Genomic DNA, 20083 nt, shown 5'->3' with positions numbered 1-20083 from the left:
CGGGAAGAGCCACCGTCGCGCCCGGCTCGGCTTGCGAATCCGCGGCCGGTGTTTTTCCAGCCGACCGCCGACAATCTCGAGCACGCGGGGAGACCGACAATGAGCACGAGTTACACGGACTTCGTCGGCGAGGTACAGCACCGAATCGAGGCCGGGACGCAGGCCGAGGCCGTCAGAACGACGCGTGCGGTCCTCGAGACGCTCGGCGAACGCGTCGACGAGGGCGGTGCGACGGACATGGCGAGTCCGCTGCCGATGGAGATCGACCGGTACCTGCTGGCCGCCGATCACGGGGCGACCTACGACTACGACGCGTTCGTCGACCGCGTGCTCGAGCGACTGAACTACGACGACCTCGACCTCGACGCGTCGTACGGGCGACCGTCGACCGTCGACCGGGCCGAGGCGGTCTATCGGATCAAGGCGGTCGTCGAACTCGTCAGCGAACGGGTCCCCGGCGGCGAGCTGGCCCACGCCGAAGCGCAACTCCCCGACGAGTTCGACGACGTGTTCGAGTTCGTCGGCCTCGAGACGAAGCCCTGGGATGAGGCCTGATCGGTGCCCGCGGCGGCCGCTCGCGCTCGTCGCATACGTATTTTTATACGGTATCGGGGCAGTCCGGTGATATGAGCAGTTCAGAACTGCGGCGGCGCGACCTCCTCGCGACAGTGTCGGGCGGTTGCATTACGCTCGCCGGCTGTTCGGATCGCACGACCACCCGGTCCGGATACGGGACGGCGTACGGACGCGAATACGGGGCGGAGTGATCGTGGTCGATCGAACACCGCGACTCGGACTGGGGACGTACGAGCGGGGCGACGACTGGGACCACACCGACACGGTCGAGGCGGTCGACGAACGCGCGATCGTGCACGGACCGATCGCCGACCGGCCCGCAGAGGGCGAGTACGACGACGAACTGTACCACGCGACCGATCAGGGGCTCACCTGGCGCTGGGACGCTGCGAGCGGCGATTGGAAGCACTTCAGCGGTCTGGGGTGCGCCGACCACCCGGTGCCGGGAACGAGTCACTTCGAGGCGGCGCGGCTCGTCCACGCGCGGACCGAGGAAACCCCCGTGTGGAACGTCGAGGCCCACGGAATCGAGGGCGACGGGGAAACCGAAGTCGGCCAGGCCGTCCACGAACTCCTCGAGACGGTCGACGGGGCCGGCGGCGGGATCGTGTACTTCCCTCCCGGCCGATACCTCCTCGAGCGGACGCCGCTGGTGGGCGACGACACGATGCTGCTGGGCGCGGGGCGCGCGACCGTCTTCGACGGGCCGCGCCCCGACGGTGAGGAAGGGCGGGCGCTCCTCTCGAACAGGGGGTACGACGCGACGGGCTACGCCGGCGCATCGAACTGGGGCGTTCGCAACGTCCGCATCGATGCGCCGGACGCGACCGGGATCATGCCCGCACACGCGGAAAACGTTCGGCTGGAAAATATCTACGGCGATCGGGTGCACTATCACCACATCGACGTCGTCTCGTCCAAAAACGTCGTGGTGAACGGCTACTGGGCGACCCGCGGCGGGGAGGGCGAGTCGGACGCACCGGTGCAGTTCGACGTGCAGCGCCCGGGAACGGCCTGGAACAGCGTGTGGGACGGTCGGGGCGATAGCCTCGTCGCGGACGACGGGACGCCGACCAGAAACTGTACCCTCTCGAACTTCGAGATCGATCCGACCAACGGCCCCGAGTACGGCGTCCACCTCCATCGGGGAAGAACCGAGTCGATCACCATCGAAGACGGCTACATCACCGGATGCCAGTACACCGCCATCAGGACCGACCCCGACGAACCGGTCGCCGATCTGCGTATCGACGGCGTTTCGTGCATCGAAAACGCCAGGGGGATCACGACCGGCCACGCCGAGAGCGGGCGACGCGAGTTGACGATCAGCGACGTCACGATCAGGACCGATGACGACGGACTGGCCGCCGGCTCGGGGCTGTACGCGAGCGGGTTCGACGGGGCGGTGCTCTCGAACGTCATCGTCGACGGCGAGTTCACGAACGCGATCATCTTCGACGACATGGTCGACCTGCAACTGAGCACCGTAACGGCGAAAGGGGCCAACCACCAGGGGTTTCGCTTTCGAGAACACGTGGACGCGACGCTCACGACCGCTCGCGCGTCGAACTGTGGCACCGTCGGCCTCTACGTGGGGTCCGACAGTAGCGTCGCCTACGGCGGAGTCTCCTTCGACGACGTCGGAACGACGGTCGTCGTCGACGGGGCGACTCGAGAGTGGGTCACCTCGTCGGAATCGTGATCGATCCGTACGGCACCCGACCATTATTACCGTGGCCTGCGACCGTCTCCGCATGGAATCCGTTGGCAGTGGACTCGTCACAATCGACTGGCACGACCACCGAGCGGACGTCTATCTCTCGAGACCCGACAAGCGAAACGCGATGACCGTCCCGCTCATGACGGACCTCGTCGAGGCCTTCGAACGGGTCGACGCGGCCGACGACGTCCGCGCGGCCACCCTGCTCGGCGAGGGGCCCGTCTTCTCCGCCGGCATGGATCTCGAGATGATGCGCGACCGCGTCGAGCCGGATTCCGAGATCGATCGCGACGTCTTTCCCGACGTGCTCGCGGCGATCGAGGAGATCCGACAGCCGGTCGTCGCCGGTATCAAACGCGCAGCACCGGCGGGCGCGTTCGAACTCACGCTTCCCTGTGACTTCCGGATCATCGGCCGGAACGCGAAGTACGGCCTGCTCGAGGTCGCGCTCGGCACGTTCCCCCACGGCGGCGGGACCCAGCGGCTCCCGCGGCTGGTCGGCCTCTCGAACGCGAAAGAGATCGTCCTGACCGGCGCGTTCGTCGACCCCGAGGACGCCGCCGACATGGGACTGGTCCACGAGGTCGTCGACACCGACGCCGTCGACGACCGGGCGAAAGCCTTCGCCGACGACCTCTGTTCGAACGCGCCACTGGGGCTTCGAAACGGAAAGCGAGCGCTCAACGCCGCCTTCGACCTGCCCCTCGAGCGGGGTCTCGAGTACGAGCGGCGGCTCGGCTTCGAACTCGACGACACCCACGACTACCGTGAGGGGTTCGAGGCGCGCCTCGAGGATCGAGAGCCGGAGTTCCGCGGCGAGTGAGCGGTCGAAACCGGTTCGGTCGCCGGTCAGCGCCGGTCGTAGACGCGAACCGCCCGGTCGTGGCGCGTCGAGAGGCCGTTGGGGTTTCGCCGGGGCGATCGATCGGTGTAGCGGGCGCGAACGCCGTCCCAGAGCCCGCGCGTAACGTTCGTGATCACGTCGGCCCCGTCGGATACCCAGCCCGTCGGCGTCGCCTCGCCGGAGGCCAGCCGGCGAACGCCGTCGGCACCGTCCCGGAGCGCGCTGCCGGCGGTCCGCGCGAGAACGGTCGGTCGCGGCCCGTAGTTCTTCATCAGTCGATAGGACAGCGACCGGTAGGTCGCGCCCCAGTCGGGATCGGCCCGGCCGCCGTCGGTCCCGACCTCACAGCGAGCGGCCATCGTCGCCGCCCACGATACCTCGTAGCCGAGCCCGGCCACGCGGTGGGCACAGTCGCGCTCGCTCCCCGTCACGACGTACTCGTCGAACCCGTCCAGAGACTCGAAGACCGACCGCTCGAAGGCGACGTTGTCGCCGTGGAAGTGAGAGACCGTCTGCCCGGCGATCCGCCGCGACGACTGCAGTTCCGTCCCGATCGGACCGCCGGTGACGGGGCCGGTGACGACGGCCGTTCCGTCGTCCAGCGACTCGTCGATAGCCGAATACCAGCTGTGGTCGATCGCGTACTCGCCGTCGAGGAAGGCGACGACGTCACCCGTGGCGAGTTCGAAGCCGGCGTTCCGGGAGACGCCGGAGTTCCGTTCCGAGATCTCGACAAGAACGTCGACGTCATCCCGCTCCCGGACGACGCCCGTCGTCCCGTCCGAAGAGGGACCGTTGACGACGATGATCTCGGTCGAGGACGGCGTCCGCTCCGCGAGGGCGTCGAGACAGGACAGTAATCGCTCCCGGTCGTTGAGCGTCGACACGACTACCGAGAGCTCCATACCGTTCGATACGGGCTCCTGATAGTAAATAGATTGGATTCGACTCGAGAGATCAGCGAACGCGCGCGTTCCAGTACGACACCGACGCGAAGTGATCGGTGACCGGGAGTTCGCCAATCGTCTTGTCGAGCGCTCGGAGCGGCGACGCGAGTCCGTTAGGGATCGACCGATAGAGCCCGTACGGCAGGAGGAAGTCGTCCTCGACGTCGACGAGCGTCAGGTCGGTCTTCGCGAGGAGCACCGCGACTTCGCTCTTCGAGTAGAGCCGCGACCCCATCGGAAGCGCCCAGTTGTAGACGCTCCGCGTCGAGAACCGGTTGAACGTGTCGAAGACGATCTGATCGCGGGAGACCCGTCGCATCTCCTGGAGGAACGCCTGAGGATCGTCCGCGAGATGGAAGAACCGCATCGCGACGACGGTGTCGAAGTGATCGTCCGGGAACGGCAGCCGCCCCGCGTCGCCCCGGAGGAAGTCGAGCGTTCCCGTGACGTCGGCGTTCCGCGCTTTCCGTCGCCCTTGCTGTAACATCGCCGCCGAGATATCGAGTCCGACGACGTCGGCGCCCTGATGGGCCAGCATGACCGTAAACCGCCCGGTACCACAGGCGATCTCGAGGACCTTTCGGTCCTCGACCGGCATGATAGCCTCGAGGACGGCCTCCTTCTCCCGGCGGTCGATCAGCTGTCCGCCCCGGGAGAACCGCTTGTCGTCGTACTCCTCAGCGATGTCGTCGGCCTGGTACCACTCCTGTCCTTTCACACTGGGCGAACCTACTGTTGTGATAGGATAAAACGATACTGGAGTCCGCTGACGGAATCCCGTCGCAGTCGACAGCGAGTCCCGCGGTCTCACTCCCGAACGTCGCGGAATCGACGCGTTTCTGGATTCGTGTTAATACCTCATTCATATGCCTTATACAAACTGCATTATTCGTATCCACATATAGGGAAGCTTTACCATCGACGATTCCGCTGACGTACGTATGAGCCTGAGCACAGCCGAGGACCGCGCCACTGCCGCCGAAGAAACCCTGTCCGAGGAGGAATACCGCGACCGGCTTCGAGAGCTGCCCCCGAGTGCGAAACTCGTCGCGAAAGTGCTGGAAACCGACTCGCCGCTCTCGCAGGGCCAACTCGCCGAGGAATCGCTCCTTCCCGACCGGACCGTTCGCTACGCGCTCAATCGTCTCGAGGACGTCGATCTCGTCGGCTCCCGGTACAGTTTCCGGGACGCCCGCAAGCAGGTGTACTACCTCAAGAACTGACCCGCGACGGTACCCGGCACATCGGTCAGACTGGTCACACTGGTCGCGCTGAACACACTGCAACCCTCGCTGACGCGGCCGACGCGGTCACGGGGAACCCGCCGGCCGCCGATATACATTTTTTCGCTCGGTGTCACGTCGACCTATGGATGTCGTTTCCCGTTCCGTTCCGGTTGCCACGCGCGCTCCGAGCGGCGATACCAACGCCTACCTGCTCGGGACCGATCCGGCGGTTCTCGTCGATCCGGCGGCGCGGACCGACGAACTCGATCGACTGGTCCGCGAGCGAACCGTCGAGCACATCCTCGTCACGCACACCCATCCCGATCACGTCGGTGCCGTCGACGCCTACGCGACCGCGACCGACGCGACGGTCTGGGCCAGATACGGGCGAACCGACCGATTTCGCGACGCGACGGGCCGCAAACCCGACCGCACGTTCGTGCCGGGGGCGACGATCCGCCTCGGCGACGAGTGCGTCCGCGTCCTCGACGCGCCGGGCCACGCGCCCGATCACGTCGCACTCGAGGCCGGCCGCGGCGGCCCGGTCCTCTGTGGCGACTGTGCCGTCCGCGAAGGTAGCGTCGTCGTCGGCGCGCCCGAGGGCGACATGCGCGCGTACGTGACGACGTTGCGTCGGCTCCGGGCGGCGGCTCCCCCGGCACTCTACCCGGGACACGGCCCCGAAATCGACGCGCCCCGCGAGACGCTCGAGCGACTGCTCTCCCACCGAGCCGAGCGCGAGCGGCGGGTATTCGACGCGGTCGCCGGCGGTGCCGAGACCCTCGACGACGTCCTCGACGGGGCCTACGAGAAGGACCTCTCTGGCGTGCGCGACCTCGCGCGGGCGACGGTCGTCGCCCACCTCGAGAAGCTCGCCGTCGAGGGACGCGTTCGGTGGGACGGCGAGCGGGCGGCGAGAGCGGGGGCGTCCGCGTCCGCGGACGAGGACGACTGACTTTTCCGCGTCGGCGGCGTCCCCTCAGGTGTGCAATCGCTCGAAGCCGAACTCGAAGACGCACGCCAGCTCGCCGTCGCCGACCTCGCGGACGCGATCGAGTCGATCGGCTTCGAGTGTACCCGTTGCGGAGCCTGCTGCAAGGGGGACGACGCCGACGACCACACCGCCACGGTGTTCCCGGACGAAGTGCGCGACCTCGAGGAGCGCGACGGGGCCGCCGGCGACGACGACTGGCGCGACGTCGCCCGGCCGATGCCCTACGGACTCTCGGAGACGGAGGAAGGAGGCCTCGAGGGCGAGACCTTCGAGTGGGCCCTGCAGACCGACGGCTGTGGTGACTGCACCTTTTACGAGGAAGACGATGCAGGGGTGGGTGCCTGCGCCGCTCACGACGACCGCCCGCTGATCTGCCGGACCTATCCGTTCAGCGTCGCGCTGGCGGGCACCAGCCAGCCGATGGGCGAGGCCGTCGACGAGGCTGGGGTCGTCCGCGCCCACGAGTGCGAGGGTCTCGGCCGGGACATCTCTCGAGACGACGCCGAAGCGTTGGCTCGAGCGCTGAAAGAACGGGCAGTCCGGGAACTCGAGGAGGCCATCGCGGTCCGCGACGAGTACGAACCCGCCGATCCCGGCCCGGGCGAGGTCGTCGTCCACGACTCCGAGGGCGCGAAGGGAGTCGACGGGACGCCGCTCGAGGAGTGAGACGGGTTCAGAACGGTGTAACTCGAGCGGCGAACGGAGAAGTCGACGTGTGCGAATCGATCGGAGACGCGCGAGAAGCCGCTGTACGACGCGGTTCGCGCCGTTTCTCCGAGCGCATCTCTGGCACGCTCGGCCGTTTTTCGTCCTAGATTTTTGCGCGCGGGTCGGCTTCGCCAGCTCCTCGCACAAAAAGGCGCGTTAGAACGTCTCCTCGATGATCTCGCCGACCGCGAAGTTCGACTTGACTTCGGTAACTTCGATCTTGACGCGTTCGCCGACGTCGGCACCGGGAACGATGATGACGTACCCGCGTTCGACGCGGGCGATTCCGTCGCCCTGTTTCCCGATGTCTTCGATCTCGACGTAGCGCGTTTCGCCGACGTCGACCGGTGGCTGCGGCTCCGACGGCGCGCTCTGGGGCGCGGCACTGGCCGACCCCTCGTCGGCACCGCTGTCGTCCTCGCGCGAGATGAGCGCGACGCGATAAACCTCACCGGGGTCGATATCACCGGTCTCGACTTCCTGACGCGGAACCTCGATGACGTACCGATCCTCCTCTTCCGAAACGTCCGTACTGAACAGACACAGCAATTTTTCAGATATCTCCACAGGTAGACCCTCTATTTCAGTGCAGATTCCCATCCATAATAGAACTACCGACACCGAACCATCGATTGGCGGGAAATGTCCGCAGTACGGACCAACATCGGAGGATCGAGGGCAACCGCCTTCCGAACGTCTCGTCCCTCGAGGTGGTCGCGGAACCCGCCGACGCGATGGAACGCGCTGGACTCAGTCCGCGGGCTCGAGCGGCCGCGTCGTGACGAATCGGGAGAGGTCGAACGCGGTCTCGAGGTCGGCGTCGGCGACCGCCTCGTAGGGGCGATTGACGACGATGTCCCCGGCGGTGCTGTCGCCGATGCCGGGGATGGCGGTGAGTTCGTCCATCGAGGCCGCGTTGAGATCCAGCGGATAGGGGACGCCGGTGACGGAGCGATAGCCGTGGTCGACGACCGCGACGTCGATCGTCCGTCCGAGTTCGCGCTCGCCGGGCACCCCAACCAGGAGGGGATAGGTGCCGAGTTGACGGCCGAACGTCTTGCCGTCCTGGTGGTACTCGAGGTGGACGTCCGGGAGGACGGTCCCCGGAGGGGCGACCCGCTCGAGCATCGGGTTGTCGATCTCCTCGCGAACGCGCTTTTTGTACCGTTTGAACAGTTTCTTGTGCTCGTTGGCGATCTCGGCTCCCGTCTCACTCATCTCGGTCCCGTCGAAGGCCATCACCTGCCGGATGTTGATCCGGCGGAGCATGTAGCCCTCGTCGTAGACGCGCTGGAGGAACGCGCGATTGCGCTCGTAGGTCTCCTCGCGTTCGCCCTTGAGTCCGTGCAGGAGGTTGATCCCGGGGAGCAGCTTGGGGAGTCGGTTGGGGGCGTCTTGCCCGAAGGTGGGCGCGGCGTCGGGGTCCCCACCGGGCCGCCAGCCGGCTTCCTCGTTGACGATCCGCACCGCCTGGAAACACTCCTCGGCAGTGACGTTCAGGTTGTTCTCCTCCTGGACGACCGGGTCGGCCGACTCGAGGCCGAACGCGGCCGTGTCGCCGGGCGTGTTGTGCTCGGCGATGATCCGGATCCCCTCCCGGCTCTTCTCGGGCCACTCCACGATCGTGATCGGGTTCATATTGTCCAGGTGGAGCGTCTCGAGGTCGGGCGCGACGTCGCGAATCCCGCTGTAGAGCTGCCGAAGGGCGTCCGGGTTGGGTGCTTCGCCGTCGCCGCCGTAGGCGAGGATGTCGGCCTGCCGACCGAGCCGGAAGTGTGTGACGCCGTAGTCGGAGAGCGCGTCGACCTCGCCGACGACGGTCGGCGGCGGCCGGAACGACGGGTTGCCGTAGAGCGGTTCCGTACAGAACGAGCAGCGGTACGCGCAGCCGCGAGAGGTCTCGAGTTCGGCGATGAGGTAGTCGGGGTGGTTGGGGTGTTGCTCGACGACGAACGCACCCTCCCGGGCCCACCGCGACACCTCGTCGATGTCCCGCATTCGGTTGTTGAACCCCTCGAGCCCGCTCTCGACGAGGTCGTAGACGGCGGCCTCGACGTCACCCTTGGCGACGAAATCGAAGTCGAGGTCCTGACGTTCGGTCTCGGTCGCGCCGGCGTTCTCGTCGCCGACGCCGAACTTGACGGGGCCGCCCATCAGGCTCGTCCCGTCGGCGGTCCAGGCGAGCTTGCGAACCTCGTCCGGCTCGGCCGGCGTGCCACCGACGTACTTGCCGGGAACGGTCATCCCGCCGAGGTAGATCAGGAGATCGGCCTCGTCGACGTCCCGCCAATAGTCGGGCTCGTCGCGAAGCCGGTCGATCGTATGGTAGGTGATCGTCTCGCGGGGGACGCCCGCATCCACGAGCGCGCCCGCGACGTACCGCGGATACGTCGAGATGTACGGCGGCACCCCGAAGTGTGCGGGCTCGTCGACGTAGCCATCGACGATCGTCACCGACAGCGTCTCGGGGGCAGTCATGGCTCCCGATAGCGCCTCGAGGGGTAAAACGATGACTACACGGCGTCGGTCGATCGGTCCGAGACCACGAGCGAGGCGGTGGCGACGCCGATGCCCGCCGATGCCTGCAGTCGTCGTGGGTGAAGCCAATGTTGATTAGTTCGGCCCACCAAGGGCCGCGTATGCCGCCGACGGAAGAGATCGTCTGTACCGCCGAGGACTGTTTTCTCGACCTCTTCGAGAACCACTACACGTACGACGTCCCCGACGAGTTCGACATCACGGAGCTGTCGTGTCCGGTCTGCGGGGGAACCGACTGTCTCGAGCGGGTCGAACTTTGACCGGTGCGGTGGAGCCCGCTCGGTCGAGGGAGGCGTCCCGAAAACGGGCGCATCCGTCAGACGTTTCTTTTGAATCCGTCGAAAGGGATATCAACGGCGATATCATAGCCATCGATACGGTCATGCCTTCCATGCATTGTCAGGTCCTTCTCTCGGTCCCCGCGACCGCCGCCACGCGCACCGTCCGGGGTGACACCCCGTGACCATCAAAGACATCGGTTCGTCGCTCGGAGACGCCCTCTACCGACAGGTCGGCCGCGCGAACGGCCGCGTCCAGAACTACCGCTCGCTCCCCGTCGACATCCTCGAAAACGAAACCTCCTATCGGGTCGTCTTCGACGCACCCGGTGCCGAACCGGACGACGTTCAGGTCCGCTACCTCGACGGGAACGTCAGGATCCGGATCGACCGGTTCAGGCAGTTTCACGAGGGGCACGAGATGCGATTTCCCGGCCGCGGGATGTCGCTCTCCGGCGACGCCGAGTTACCGAGCGACGCGGTCGTCGATCCGGACGCCGGAACGGCGCGGCTCAGCGAGACGGGAACGCTGAGCGTCGACATTCCGAAGGGCTCGTCGATCGGCGACGCCGACGAGAGCGAGACCGCGGACGGACTCGAGGCGACCGACGGGTCCGCGGCCGAATCGGACCGCGAGCAGGGTTCGGGGACGGAAACGGGACCGGTCACCATCGACGACTGAGTCAGTTCCGATCGAGTGCCATTCCCTCGACGACGTCGAACGACTCGTCGCCGTCGAACCGCGTCGGGTCGAACGCGTCGATCCCCGATCCGCCGAGTATTTCTTCCGCGAGTCGCTGTCCGATCGCCGGCGCGCGCATGAAGCCGTGGCCCTGGAACCCGGTCGCGACGTAGAGCCCGTCGGCGACAGCACCGACCAGCGGATCCCTGTCCGGCGTCGCCGTACAGAGACCGGCCCACGCCCGCTCGAGTTCGCTCTCCGCGAGAGCGGGGACCCGGTGTGCGACCCGCGCCGTGAGCTCCTCGGCGAACGCCGGATCGGCGTCCCGATCGTAGGCGTCGGGGTCGGCCTCGCGCTCCTCGGTGCCGTCGCCGGCGAGGAAACCGCCGGCGTGCGGTCGCAGGTAGAAGTCGCCGCTCGCGTCGTAACACATCGGCTCCGCGAGGTCGCCGTCAGCGACGAGCGCCTGCACGCGGTACGGTTTCACGGCGAGGGAGATCCCCGCGTTCGCGAGTAGTTCCTTCGTGCGCGCACCGGCGGTCACGAGCACCGCGTCGACCTCGTGGGTCTCGCCGTCGGGACGGACCACTCGAGCGGGATCGGTTCGAACGTCGACCGGGGTCTCGGTCTCGAGGGTAGCCCCCGCGCCGGTGGCTGCGGCCGCGAGACAGGCCGCGTACTCGGCGGGATCGGTATAGCCAGCGCCGCCGGCGATCCCCGCGACCGCGACGTCGTCGGTTCGCAGGGCGGGGAACCGATCCGCGAGCGCGTCGCCGTCCATCTCGAAGGCCACGACGTCGTTGGCCTGCATCCGTCGCACCTGTTCGCGGACGGCGTCCGCCCGATCGGCGTCGCCCTCGCGGGCGAGCCAGACGTAGGGACACTCGACGAACGGGAACGTGTCGTCGCCCGAGAGCGCGCGGAACCGTTCGATCGCGTCGCTGGCAATCTCGGCGTCGAGCTCGTCCGCGAAGGCGTCGTAGCAGATGCCCGCTGCTCGGCCAGTCGCGTCGCTCGCGACGCTGCCGCGGTCGTAGAGGGTCACGTCCGCCCCCTCGCGGGCGAGGTCGTACGCTGCGGTCGCGCCGACGGCTCCTGCACCGACGACCGCCACCTCGAGCCCGGTTCCCTCCCGAGTGAACGCGTCCGCGCCGACGGCCACGTCGAGCTCGTCGTCGCCGGTCATGAGCGATCACCAGCCGGAATCGCTCGATGCGGGTGGCTCCGGACGCGATCATCGGTTCCGCTCGCAGCGTCGGGTTCGACGTACATGGACGCCACTCGGTGTGCGGGCCACTTACCTCTGGGTGGTCGCGACGCGGGTGTGCCGATCGGTCGACGACTCGTCTCGAGCGAGCCGGAAGGAAGGGGGTACGACGACAGGGCGGAGCCCCATGGTTCGGTGCCGACTCCCCCTGTCGTACGTAGACGACAGTACGACGATCCCGATACAAGGGCACTGTCTAGTTCTGAACCTCCTCGGCTGGAGTATCTCCGTCGAGCGTTTGATGCGGTCTGTGATGGTTGTAGTAATGCATGAGCTTCTCAAGTCACTCACGGACCTCTCCCGACTGGCCACCCACGACCTATGGAAGCGGTCGACACGCATCTTGAGGTGTGAAACCACTTTTCGATGAGGTTTCGCTCGGTATCGTTGACCCAACCGCTTAGCCCTAACCGATCAAGGGCAGTCCGATAGCCGAATTGATCGACGAGAAATACAGCGTCTGAGAGATAGTGTTTCTCGCGAAGTCCATGCAGGAATGCAGCCGCGGGATCGGTGCCATGCCGCCCAAACAACGCGACATCAAGAATTAACTTTAACTCGGTATCTATTGAATTATACAGCCAAGACCATTCGCCATTAATCTTGACAGCGGTCTCGCAAGTTGAGCCGAACCACACGTCCCAACGCTGTTCTCGAATGGACTGTGGGTTCACTCACGAATCGAACCGTGACGGCGAACACTTCCATTGCCAGAAGTGTGGCTACGAGGTCAACGCAGACTACAATGCAGCGAAGAATATCGGGCTACGCTATGCCCGAAAGCGAAAACACAGACTCCGTTCCTCGCCCAAGTCGGGGAGCGGAGACGCACCAGTAGACGTGCGTGTAAATGGTGGGACGTTGAACGGCGAGAGTTACCAACCTACTGTTGGCGACTGATTGCTGGGAGTCCACATCAAAGCCCTCCCCTCAAGGACTGAGGCGCGGATGCGCCGAAGGAGTAGGGTAGGGTAGTTTACGTGACGTACAGCGAATAGGCGATCACGAGAAAGCCGGCGAGCACGAGCAGACTCTCGAGCAGAATACCGGTCATCAGCGGCACCGAGAGCAGTTCGTACAGCATGCCGGCCAGCACCAGTCCGAGCGTGACCAGCCCGAACCCGAACGTGAGATAGCCAAGCGCCGGCTGCTGCGTTCGGCGGTAGGCCTTGTACGCGAAGAACGTGATAACGCCGCCGACGATGAGGACGAGCGTCTTGACGACCGCGAGCGCGATCGCGGTCGGCATTGCCGCGGCGTAGAACGACATGACTGTTCTCGTTTCGATATTCAAGACCTGTACTAAGAACCTTGCCGTTGCCGAATGCCGTGGTGCGTGCCAGCGATTGTCGTGGTCGTCGGAGCGGCTGTACGAGCCCGAGCGTCCCGCCGACTGCGAGCGAACCGTTTTGCGCACGGCCCTCCGAGATGGTCACGATGACACGACTTGTCGAACTCGAGGAAACGGGGCCGCGCAAACTCGACCCGTCGGACGTCGACGACGAGAAGGGAGACATCGCGGTCTGTCAGTGCGGACTCTCGGGGTCGTTTCCCTTCTGCGACGGGAGCCACCGACGGACCCGCGACGAGGAGGACGGAACGACGTACGTCTACGAGGACGGCGAGCGTCGAGCAGTCGAGCGAGTCGTAACGGCCGACGACGACGCGTAATCGGCCCCTCGAGGCCGGCCGAGACGCGGACGCGCGGGCCTAGAGCGACCGCGCCGAGTTACAGACGACGAGCGCGCTGCTGGCGGCCATCGCGACGGCGGCGAACAGCGGATTGAGCAGGCCGGCGACCGCGAGCGGGATCGCGACCGCGTTGTAGGCGAAGGCCCAGCCGAGGTTCTGACGGATCCGCCGATGCGTGCCCGCCGCGATGTCGAAGGTCTCGGCGACGGCCGCGAGTTCGTCGCCGACGATCACCGCGTCGGCCGCGTCGGTCGCGAGCTTCGTTCCGCCCCCCATAGCGATCCCGACGTCGGCAGTGGCCAGCGCGGGCGCGTCGTTGCTCCCGTCGCCGACCATCGCGACGGTCCCGCGAGTCCGCAGCCGATCGACGGTCTCGGCTTTCGCTTCCGGCGGCACGCCGGCGAAGACCTCGTCGACGCCGTCCAGCTCCCGGAACCGGTCGGCGGCCGCCCCCTCGTCACCGGTGAGGACGACGACCTCCCGCCCCTCGGAGAGCGTCTCGAGCGCGGTTCCCAGTTCCTCGCGCGGCGAGTCGCCGACGGCGATCACGCCGCGAGCCCGCTCGTCCCAGCCGACGACGACTGGGACCCGGCCGGCCGCGCGAGCGTCGGCGATCCGCGACTCGAGCGCGTCCGAAATCGCGTGTCCCCGATCGCGGAGGAAGTCGGGATGGCCAACGGTGACGCGGTCGCCGTCGACGACGCCACTGACGCCGCGGTCCGCGCGCTCGAATTCCGCGACGGTCGCGGCTTCGGCATCGGGTGCATCGTCGGCCACGGCGGCCGCGATCGGGTGCTCGGAGAGGGCCTCGACCGCGCCCGCGCGCCGGCGCAGTTCGGCAGCGGCATCGGGACCGTCGTCGGCGGTCACGACGCGTTCGACGGTCATCCGTCCGGTCGTGAGCGTTCCCGTTTTGTCGAGGACGACCACGTCGACGTCGGACGCGCCCTCGAAGATCGTCTCGGCGGCGACGACGATCCCCCGCTCGGCGGCGGCCTGAACGCCGGCCGCGATGGCGAGCGGCGTCGCGAGCCCCAGCGCACAGGGACAGGAGACGATCACGACCGTGAGCCCGACCAGCAGCGCCCTCGACGGACTCGAGCCGGTCGCGAGCATGAGGGCGGTCGTCGCGACGGCGACGGCGACGACCAGCGGGACGAAGACCGTCGCGAGCTTGTCCGCGAGTCGCTGCACGCCGGGGCGAGCGCTCTGGATCGACCAGAGCAGGGAGACGAGCCGATCGAGGGTGCTCTCGGCTTCGTCGCCGACCGCGAGGACGATCGGGGCGTCGGTGACGACGGTCCCGCCGCGTACGTCGTCGCCGGGCCCCTTTCCGACGGGCATCGATTCGCCGGTAACCAGGGACTCGTCGACGGCGGCGGACCCCGACACGACCTCGCCGTCGAGAGGCACGCGTTCGCCGGGACGGACGAGGAGTCGGTCGCCCGGGTCGACGGCCTCGAGCGGGACGGTCTCGCCGTTCTCGAGGCGGGCCTCGTCGACCTGCTGTTCGGTCAGTTCGGAGAGCAGCCCGGTCGCGCGGCGTTTGACGGCTCGCTCGTAGTGGGTGCCCGCAGTGACGACGAGGACGATCGCGACGGTGACGTCGAAGTAGAGGTGGCTCTGCCCGAGGACGGTTGCGACGGTGCTGTACGCGTACGAACCGAGCGCGGCCGTCGCGACGAGCAGATCCATGTTCGGCCGTCCCGCCCGGAGGCTAACGGACGCGCCCCGGAGGATCGGGAACCCCGTGTAGAAGAGGATGAAAGACGTGAACAGCCAGATGTTCGCCGCCAGGAAGGCTCGCTCGTAGCCGCCGAACTCGGCGACCGGCTCGAAGTCGAAGTAGGTCGGGTAGAGAAACAGGACGTACCACACCATGACCATCATGCCGAAGAACCCGCCGAGGAGGAGCGGCGCGAGTCCGTCGTCGGAGCCGGCGTCTCCGTCGGCGGCCGCCCGATCGGACGCGGTGTACCCGTAGCCGGTGACGAGGTCGGGGAGGTCGGCGGCCGCGAGCCGGTCGGGGTCGTAGACGAGCCGGATCGTGTCGGTCGCGTAGCTCGCCGTCGCGCCGAGGACCCCCGGCTCGCGCTCGGCGGTCGTCTCGAGGAAGGCCTCGCACGTCGAACAGTGCATGCCGTCGACCGCGAGGTAGGCGTCTTCGCCGTCGAGGTCGTCGAGGTCGCGACCGTCCTCGTCGGTCAGCCGGTCCAGCCGGGACCGAACCGCCGATTCGTCGGGCGCGTCGTCGGTCCGCTCGAGCGTCCGGTTGACCTCGAGACAGCCGCGACAGCAGAACGAGCCGTCCGCGTCCGGGTCGGTGATGGGAGTCGGCGGGGTCGGCAGACCACAGAGGTCGCAGGTCTCGGCGTCGACGCCGGCCGCCGGTTCGTCCCCGGTCTCGGTGCGTGCGGTCGAATCCGCCGCCGCGGCGTCGGCCGCCGCTGTCGGCGCGGGCGAACGCGCGGTCGGTCGACTATCGTCGTCCATCGTTAGAACGGTGGTGCGTACGGCAGCGGGAGATGCGGCAGGTGGATGCCGTACAGCATCAGCCCGTGCGAGAGGGGGATATAGCCCAGGACGACGAACGCCGCGCCCAGCCCGCGGTGCAGTCGAACGCGCGTCTCGGCGTCGATCGTGTTCAGGACGGTCCCGTAGGCGAACAGCGTCGGGATCGTTCCCAGTCCGAGGACGGCCAGCGAGAGCGCCCCCCTCGTCGGCGAGCCGATCGCGAACGCGTAGAGGTAGGCCGGATAGATGATCGGACACGGCATGAACCCGTGGACTGCGCCGAGCGCGACGATCCCCGGCGACGTCGCGAGTCGGTCGACCCGGTTCGAGAGCAGCCCCGAGAGCCGTCGGAACGCCGTTCCGACGACCGGCAGCCCGTGGCCGGGAACGGCGGTCCGCCCGCGCAGGTAGTAGACGCCGCTGGCGACGATCGCGATCCCGACGAGGATTCCCGTCGCCCCCCTGACGGAGTCGCCAACCGCGGCGACGGCCTCGCTCGAGGCGATCGCAATCGCGCCCAGCAGGCCGAACAGGCCGCCGATAGCGGCGTAGCTGACCGTCCGTCCGAGGTTGAACAGCGCGTGCTGGCGCACTTCGTAGCCGGTAAGCGTATCGTCGCGGCGCTTCCCGCTCGCTGCACCGATCCGATCGGCGTAGGTCGTCACCAGCGGCCCGCACATTCCCAGGCAGTGCGCGCCGGCGAGGAGCCCGACGACGAAGAGGACGAGCAGGTTCGCGTGCTCGAATCCGGGCCCCGACCCTGCAACGCTCGCGATCGAAACGGGAGACATCTGGACGGACGGGGTTCAGCTGACGGTTCCGTTGCCGTCATCGGCGTGGTCGTCGTGCGGTCCCTCGAGCGGCGACATGGCGACGTACAGCGAGCCGATGATGAGCGCCACGTTGACCGCGCTGACGAGACCGGCGATTCCCGAGTTGGTAACTCCGTAGACGAGCACCGGCACGACTGCGAGTGCTCCCGCGGTCGCCGCGAGCCGCGGCGAGACTGTCTCGAGGAACATACCGCACGCTTCGGCCCGCCATGGCTTAAGGTCTTGAGTCGTTCCCAACAGCCGGGAACTCCAGTCGAGCGTAAGGCATCCCCTTCACCTACCTTTCCGTATGAAATCGGTGATAGACGAACGGGAGGCCGATCACGTTCGCGAGATTGGTCACGATGAGTACGATCCGATCGGGACGGCGATCCTGATCGGGATCTACTTCCTGATACTGGTACTGCTCTGGCTGTTCATGTACTTCGTCGAGTTCCTCGGCAACGGCCCGACCGTCGTCGGGGCGGTCCTGACGGTGGTGGGTCTGCTATGAACATCCACACGTACGAGAAAATCTGGCTGATCGCGTCGATGGTGCTGATCGTCGGCTTCATCGCGACGATCACGTACGGCGCGGTCGGTCCCGGTATCGCGATGATCGACGACGACGGCGGCACGATCGATCCCGCCGAGATCAACGATGACGAGCGCTTCGACGACCCCGGCGTCGAACACGTCGGCGGCAACGAGTACGAGGCAAACATCGTCGCACAGACGTGGCTGTATACGCCGGAGGAGATCGAAGTCCCGGCCAACAGCGAGGTGACGTTCTACGTCACGAGCCGGGACGTGACGCACAGCTTCTCGGTCGTCGGGACGAACATCAACACGATGGTCGTCCCCGGACAGGTGTCCGAGATGACCGTCCAGTTCGACGAACCGGGCGAGTACGGTATCCTCTGTAACGAGTACTGCGGGGAATATCACCACACGATGGAGGGGAAACTGACTGTCGTCCCCGAAGACGAGTTCGACCTGACCGAACTGTCGGTCGACGCTCCCGACGAGGTCGACGCGGGCAACGAGACGACGATCAACGCGACCGTGAGCAACGGCATGCAGACCGACCTCGAGACGACCGCGACCCTCGAGATCGGCAACCAGACGTCCGAGGAAGCCATCACGGTCTCGGGAGACAGCAGCGAAACCGTCGAGTTCGCGGTCGACACCGACGAGCTAGGACCGGGCGACAACGACTGGACGGTGACCGTCGACGACTACGAGAAGAGCGGGACACTCTCGGTTGTGGCCGCCGATGGCGGTGACGACGGGTCCGACGGAGGTGACGGCGATGCGTAACGCCTACATCGACCAGTTCCCGACCGAGGCGAAGGTGATCAAGGCGGCGTTCTGGAGCTCCTTCATCGCGCTCGCGATCGGCGGGACGCTCGGGCTCGTGCAGGCGCTCCACCGGACGGCGGTCTTCCGGTTCCTCGAGTCGCCGGACTACTACACCGTGTTGACCGCCCACGGCGTGTTGCTGGCGATCACGTTCACGATCTTCTTCCTCGTGGGGATCTTCACTTGGGCGGTGACGACCAGCCTCGAGCGCGGCGTCGTGGACATCCGCTTTACCTGGAGCTGGTACGGAATGATGGTGGTCGGGACGGTGCTCGTCGGCGTCACGATCTTCTCCGGGTTCCTCGAGGACGCGCCGGAGGTGCTCGGCGCACCGCTGAACGCGGACGTGCTCTTCACGTTCTACGCACCGCTGCAGGCCCACCCGATCTTTTACGTCGGGCTGGTGCTGTTCGTCGTCGGCTCCTGGCTCGCCGGCGTCGACTGGTTCCGGACGTGGTGGGCCTGGCGCAGCGACCACCCGGACGACCGGATCCCGCTGCCGACGTTCATGGTGTTGACGACGACGCTGTTCTGGTACATCTGTACGCTCGGCGTCGCCATTGCGATCCTCGTGTTCCTGCTGCCGTGGTCGCTGGGGATCGTCGACTCCGTCAACCCGCTGCTGACCAGGACGCTCTTCTGGTACTTCGGCCACGCCGTCGTCTACTTCTGGCTGATGCCGGCGTACATGATGTGGTACATCATGCTGCCGAAGCTCTCCGGCGGGAAGCTGTTCAGCGATCCGCTCGCACGCGTCGTCTTCGTGCTCTTCCTGTTGCTCTCGACGCCGCTCGGGATCCACCACCAGTATCTGGACCCGGGCATCGCGGAGGGGTACAAGTTCATCGCGATGACGAACACGATGTTCCTGCTGTTGCCCAGCCTGCTCACCGCCTTTACCGTCGTCGCCAGCATGGAACACGGCGCGCGCCAGCGCGGCGGTGAGGGCTACCTCGGGTGGCTCAAAGCGCTCCCGTGGCGCGATCCGGTGTTCACCGGGATGGCACTCGCGGGGCTCATGTTCGCCGCGGCCGGCTTCTCCGGCATGATCAACGCGGGAATGAACATCAACTACCTCGTCCACAACACGTGGTGGGTCGTTGGCCACTTCCACCTCACCGTCGGCACCGCCGTCGCGCTGACGTTCATGGCCGCGTCCTACTGGTTCCTCCCGCAGTTGACCGGCAAGGAGCTCTGGAACCGCTCGGTCGCCCAGGTGCAGGTCCTGCTCTGGTTCATCGGCATGACCTTCATGTCGAACGCGATGCACCGCTCCGGGCTGTTCGGGATGCCCCGCCGGACCGCCGAGCCGCAATATCAGGGCTTCGAGTTCGAGCCCGCCGTCGGCACCGTCAGCGAGATCAACACGCAGGTCGCCCTCGGCGGTGTGATCCTGACCGTGTCGCTGGCCCTGTTCCTCGCGAACATGGTCATGACCTCGTTCAACGACACCAGCGATTCGATCCCCGACAACACCTACGCCGATACGCTCTCCGGCCCGGAGGACTCGCCGGCGATCCTCGACAACCTCGCGCTCTGGACCGGGATCGCGATCGTCCTCGTGATCTTCGCGTACACGCTCCCGATGGCGAGCATCGTCGACGCCGGGGGGCTGTTCGGGCCCGGCATCGACGGCTTTCAGGTCTCTATCGGAGCCGATCCCACGGTCACCGTCGAGTCGCTCCGCGAGGTGATCGGCTAGATGCGCATCTCGAAGGGCGCGTTGCTCGTCGTCGTTGCCTTCCTCGTCCCGTTCGTCGTCGAGCTCCGGACCGCCCTCTCGTGGGTCGGGATCAAGCTCTCGGTCCTCGAGTCGGTCGGGCTCGCCGGCCTGTTCGTCCTCGCGATCGTCGCCTGGGCGGTGTGGTCGCCGAACGGCGACGCGGAGGCCGAACCGTCCCGCTCGAGCTAGCGCGGCCGCGC

General features: G+C 66.8%; 23 protein-coding genes and 2 pseudogenes. 15 read left to right on the top strand and 10 right to left on the bottom strand.

The window, feature by feature from the left end; all coding sequences use genetic code 11:
* The first annotated feature begins 99 nt into the window (after positions 1–99).
* The 4 genes from BMX07_RS19000 to BMX07_RS18990 all read left to right on the top strand — a co-directional run bounded on the left by BMX07_RS19000 (position 100) and on the right by BMX07_RS18990 (position 3119).
* Positions 100–555: a DUF2267 domain-containing protein gene (locus tag BMX07_RS19000; protein ID WP_090620998.1), complete on the top strand. Its 456-nt coding sequence runs from the start codon at positions 100–102 to the stop codon at positions 553–555.
* 71 nt (positions 556–626) lie between these two features.
* Complete coding sequence (locus tag BMX07_RS24690) at positions 627–767, top strand: hypothetical protein (protein ID WP_175480212.1); 141 nt, start codon at positions 627–629, stop codon at positions 765–767.
* A gap of 2 nt (positions 768–769) precedes the next feature.
* Positions 770–2278, top strand: a complete 1509-nt coding sequence (locus tag BMX07_RS18995) for a glycosyl hydrolase family 28-related protein (RefSeq protein WP_090621403.1) — start codon at positions 770–772, stop codon at positions 2276–2278.
* Between the two features lie 52 nt (positions 2279–2330).
* The gene (locus tag BMX07_RS18990; RefSeq protein ID WP_090620996.1) at positions 2331–3119 is read left to right on the top strand and encodes an enoyl-CoA hydratase/isomerase family protein; all 789 of its coding nucleotides are present in this window, start codon (positions 2331–2333) and stop codon (positions 3117–3119) included.
* 26 nt (positions 3120–3145) lie between these two features.
* Here the strand turns inward: BMX07_RS18990 and BMX07_RS18985 are convergent, their stop codons facing one another.
* A complete protein-coding gene (locus tag BMX07_RS18985) occupies positions 3146–4045 on the bottom strand; it encodes a glycosyltransferase family 2 protein (RefSeq protein ID WP_090620993.1) in 900 nt (299 codons plus the stop codon).
* 52 nt (positions 4046–4097) lie between these two features.
* Entirely contained in the window at positions 4098–4805 is a 708-nt protein-coding gene (locus tag BMX07_RS18980) for a class I SAM-dependent methyltransferase (protein WP_090620990.1), read from the bottom strand.
* A 223-nt stretch (positions 4806–5028) separates the two neighbouring features.
* On the opposite strand from BMX07_RS18980, the gene BMX07_RS18975 reads away from it, so the two are divergent.
* The 3 genes from BMX07_RS18975 to BMX07_RS18965 all read left to right on the top strand — a co-directional run bounded on the left by BMX07_RS18975 (position 5029) and on the right by BMX07_RS18965 (position 6973).
* On the top strand, positions 5029–5310 hold the full coding sequence (locus BMX07_RS18975; RefSeq protein ID WP_090620987.1) for a MarR family transcriptional regulator: 282 nt from the start codon (positions 5029–5031) through the stop codon (positions 5308–5310).
* A gap of 145 nt (positions 5311–5455) precedes the next feature.
* Positions 5456–6268, top strand: coding sequence for an MBL fold metallo-hydrolase (locus BMX07_RS18970; RefSeq protein WP_090620984.1), 813 nt, complete (start codon positions 5456–5458; stop codon positions 6266–6268).
* A gap of 30 nt (positions 6269–6298) precedes the next feature.
* Positions 6299–6973, top strand: coding sequence for a YkgJ family cysteine cluster protein (locus BMX07_RS18965; protein WP_090620981.1), 675 nt, complete (start codon positions 6299–6301; stop codon positions 6971–6973).
* A 198-nt stretch (positions 6974–7171) separates the two neighbouring features.
* On the opposite strand, the gene BMX07_RS18960 is transcribed toward BMX07_RS18965, so the two are convergent.
* Positions 7172–7582: a TRAM domain-containing protein gene (locus BMX07_RS18960; protein ID WP_090620978.1), complete on the bottom strand. Its 411-nt coding sequence runs from the start codon at positions 7580–7582 to the stop codon at positions 7172–7174.
* 183 nt (positions 7583–7765) lie between these two features.
* Complete coding sequence (locus BMX07_RS18955; protein WP_090620975.1) at positions 7766–9493, bottom strand: radical SAM protein; 1728 nt, start codon at positions 9491–9493, stop codon at positions 7766–7768.
* 161 nt (positions 9494–9654) lie between these two features.
* Between BMX07_RS18955 and BMX07_RS24685 the strand changes: the two genes are divergently transcribed.
* A complete protein-coding gene (locus BMX07_RS24685; protein ID WP_175480211.1) occupies positions 9655–9813 on the top strand; it encodes a DUF7559 family protein in 159 nt (52 codons plus the stop codon).
* Positions 9814–10012: 199 nt separating this feature from the next.
* Positions 10013–10513, top strand: a complete 501-nt coding sequence (locus BMX07_RS18950; RefSeq protein WP_090620973.1) for an Hsp20/alpha crystallin family protein — start codon at positions 10013–10015, stop codon at positions 10511–10513.
* Position 10514: 1 nt separating this feature from the next.
* Here BMX07_RS18950 and BMX07_RS18945 read toward each other — a convergent pair whose 3' ends face one another.
* Positions 10515–11699: an NAD(P)/FAD-dependent oxidoreductase gene (locus BMX07_RS18945; RefSeq protein WP_090620971.1), complete on the bottom strand. Its 1185-nt coding sequence runs from the start codon at positions 11697–11699 to the stop codon at positions 10515–10517.
* A gap of 277 nt (positions 11700–11976) precedes the next feature.
* Positions 11977–12397: pseudogene (locus BMX07_RS18940) on the bottom strand (IS6 family transposase); the annotation flags it as partial.
* Between BMX07_RS18940 and BMX07_RS18935 the strand changes: the two are divergent.
* A pseudogene (locus BMX07_RS18935) lies at positions 12390–12680 on the top strand (zinc ribbon domain-containing protein); the annotation flags it as partial. The pseudogenes BMX07_RS18940 and BMX07_RS18935 overlap by 8 nt on opposite strands.
* Positions 12681–12756: 76 nt before the next feature.
* Here BMX07_RS18935 and BMX07_RS18930 read toward each other — a convergent pair.
* Entirely contained in the window at positions 12757–13050 is a 294-nt protein-coding gene (locus tag BMX07_RS18930) for a DUF7521 family protein (protein WP_090620969.1), read from the bottom strand.
* Between the two features lie 167 nt (positions 13051–13217).
* Between BMX07_RS18930 and BMX07_RS18925 the strand changes: the two genes are divergently transcribed.
* Positions 13218–13451, top strand: coding sequence for a CDGSH iron-sulfur domain-containing protein (locus BMX07_RS18925; protein ID WP_090621401.1), 234 nt, complete (start codon positions 13218–13220; stop codon positions 13449–13451).
* Positions 13452–13490: 39 nt separating this feature from the next.
* On the opposite strand, the gene BMX07_RS18920 is transcribed toward BMX07_RS18925, so the two are convergent.
* The 3 genes from BMX07_RS18920 to BMX07_RS18910 are packed head-to-tail and all read right to left on the bottom strand — an operon-like array spanning position 13491 to position 17008.
* Positions 13491–15965 carry a heavy metal translocating P-type ATPase gene (locus BMX07_RS18920; protein WP_090620966.1) on the bottom strand — a complete coding sequence of 825 codons (2475 nt, stop codon included), beginning with the start codon at positions 15963–15965 and terminating at the stop codon, positions 13491–13493.
* Between the two features lie 2 nt (positions 15966–15967).
* Positions 15968–16777, bottom strand: coding sequence for a sulfite exporter TauE/SafE family protein (locus BMX07_RS18915; RefSeq protein WP_090620963.1), 810 nt, complete (start codon positions 16775–16777; stop codon positions 15968–15970).
* 15 nt (positions 16778–16792) lie between these two features.
* Positions 16793–17008, bottom strand: a complete 216-nt coding sequence (locus tag BMX07_RS18910; protein WP_090620960.1) for a DUF8131 family protein — start codon at positions 17006–17008, stop codon at positions 16793–16795.
* A gap of 100 nt (positions 17009–17108) precedes the next feature.
* Between BMX07_RS18910 and BMX07_RS18905 the strand changes: the two genes are divergently transcribed.
* Genes BMX07_RS18905 through BMX07_RS18890 form a run of 4 tightly spaced genes read left to right on the top strand, consistent with a single transcriptional unit; the run spans position 17109 to position 20072 of the window.
* Positions 17109–17312: a hypothetical protein gene (locus BMX07_RS18905; RefSeq protein WP_090620958.1), complete on the top strand. Its 204-nt coding sequence runs from the start codon at positions 17109–17111 to the stop codon at positions 17310–17312.
* On the top strand, positions 17309–18118 hold the full coding sequence (locus tag BMX07_RS18900) for a cytochrome c oxidase subunit II (protein WP_090620953.1): 810 nt from the start codon (positions 17309–17311) through the stop codon (positions 18116–18118). Before BMX07_RS18905 ends, BMX07_RS18900 begins: the two co-directional genes overlap by 4 nt.
* On the top strand, positions 18111–19862 hold the full coding sequence (locus BMX07_RS18895) for a b(o/a)3-type cytochrome-c oxidase subunit 1 (RefSeq protein WP_175480210.1): 1752 nt from the start codon (positions 18111–18113) through the stop codon (positions 19860–19862). The genes BMX07_RS18900 and BMX07_RS18895 overlap by 8 nt, the downstream gene beginning before the upstream one ends.
* On the top strand, positions 19863–20072 hold the full coding sequence (locus tag BMX07_RS18890; protein WP_090620947.1) for a CbaC protein: 210 nt from the start codon (positions 19863–19865) through the stop codon (positions 20070–20072).
* The last annotated feature ends 11 nt before the right edge of the window (positions 20073–20083 follow it).

Origin of the sequence: Natrinema salaciae, assembly GCF_900110865.1 — an archaeon.
Lineage (GTDB): Archaea > Halobacteriota > Halobacteria > Halobacteriales > Natrialbaceae > Natrinema > Natrinema salaciae.
Note: the sequence above shows the minus strand (reverse complement) of the source record. Positions and strands in the feature narration are given on the sequence as shown.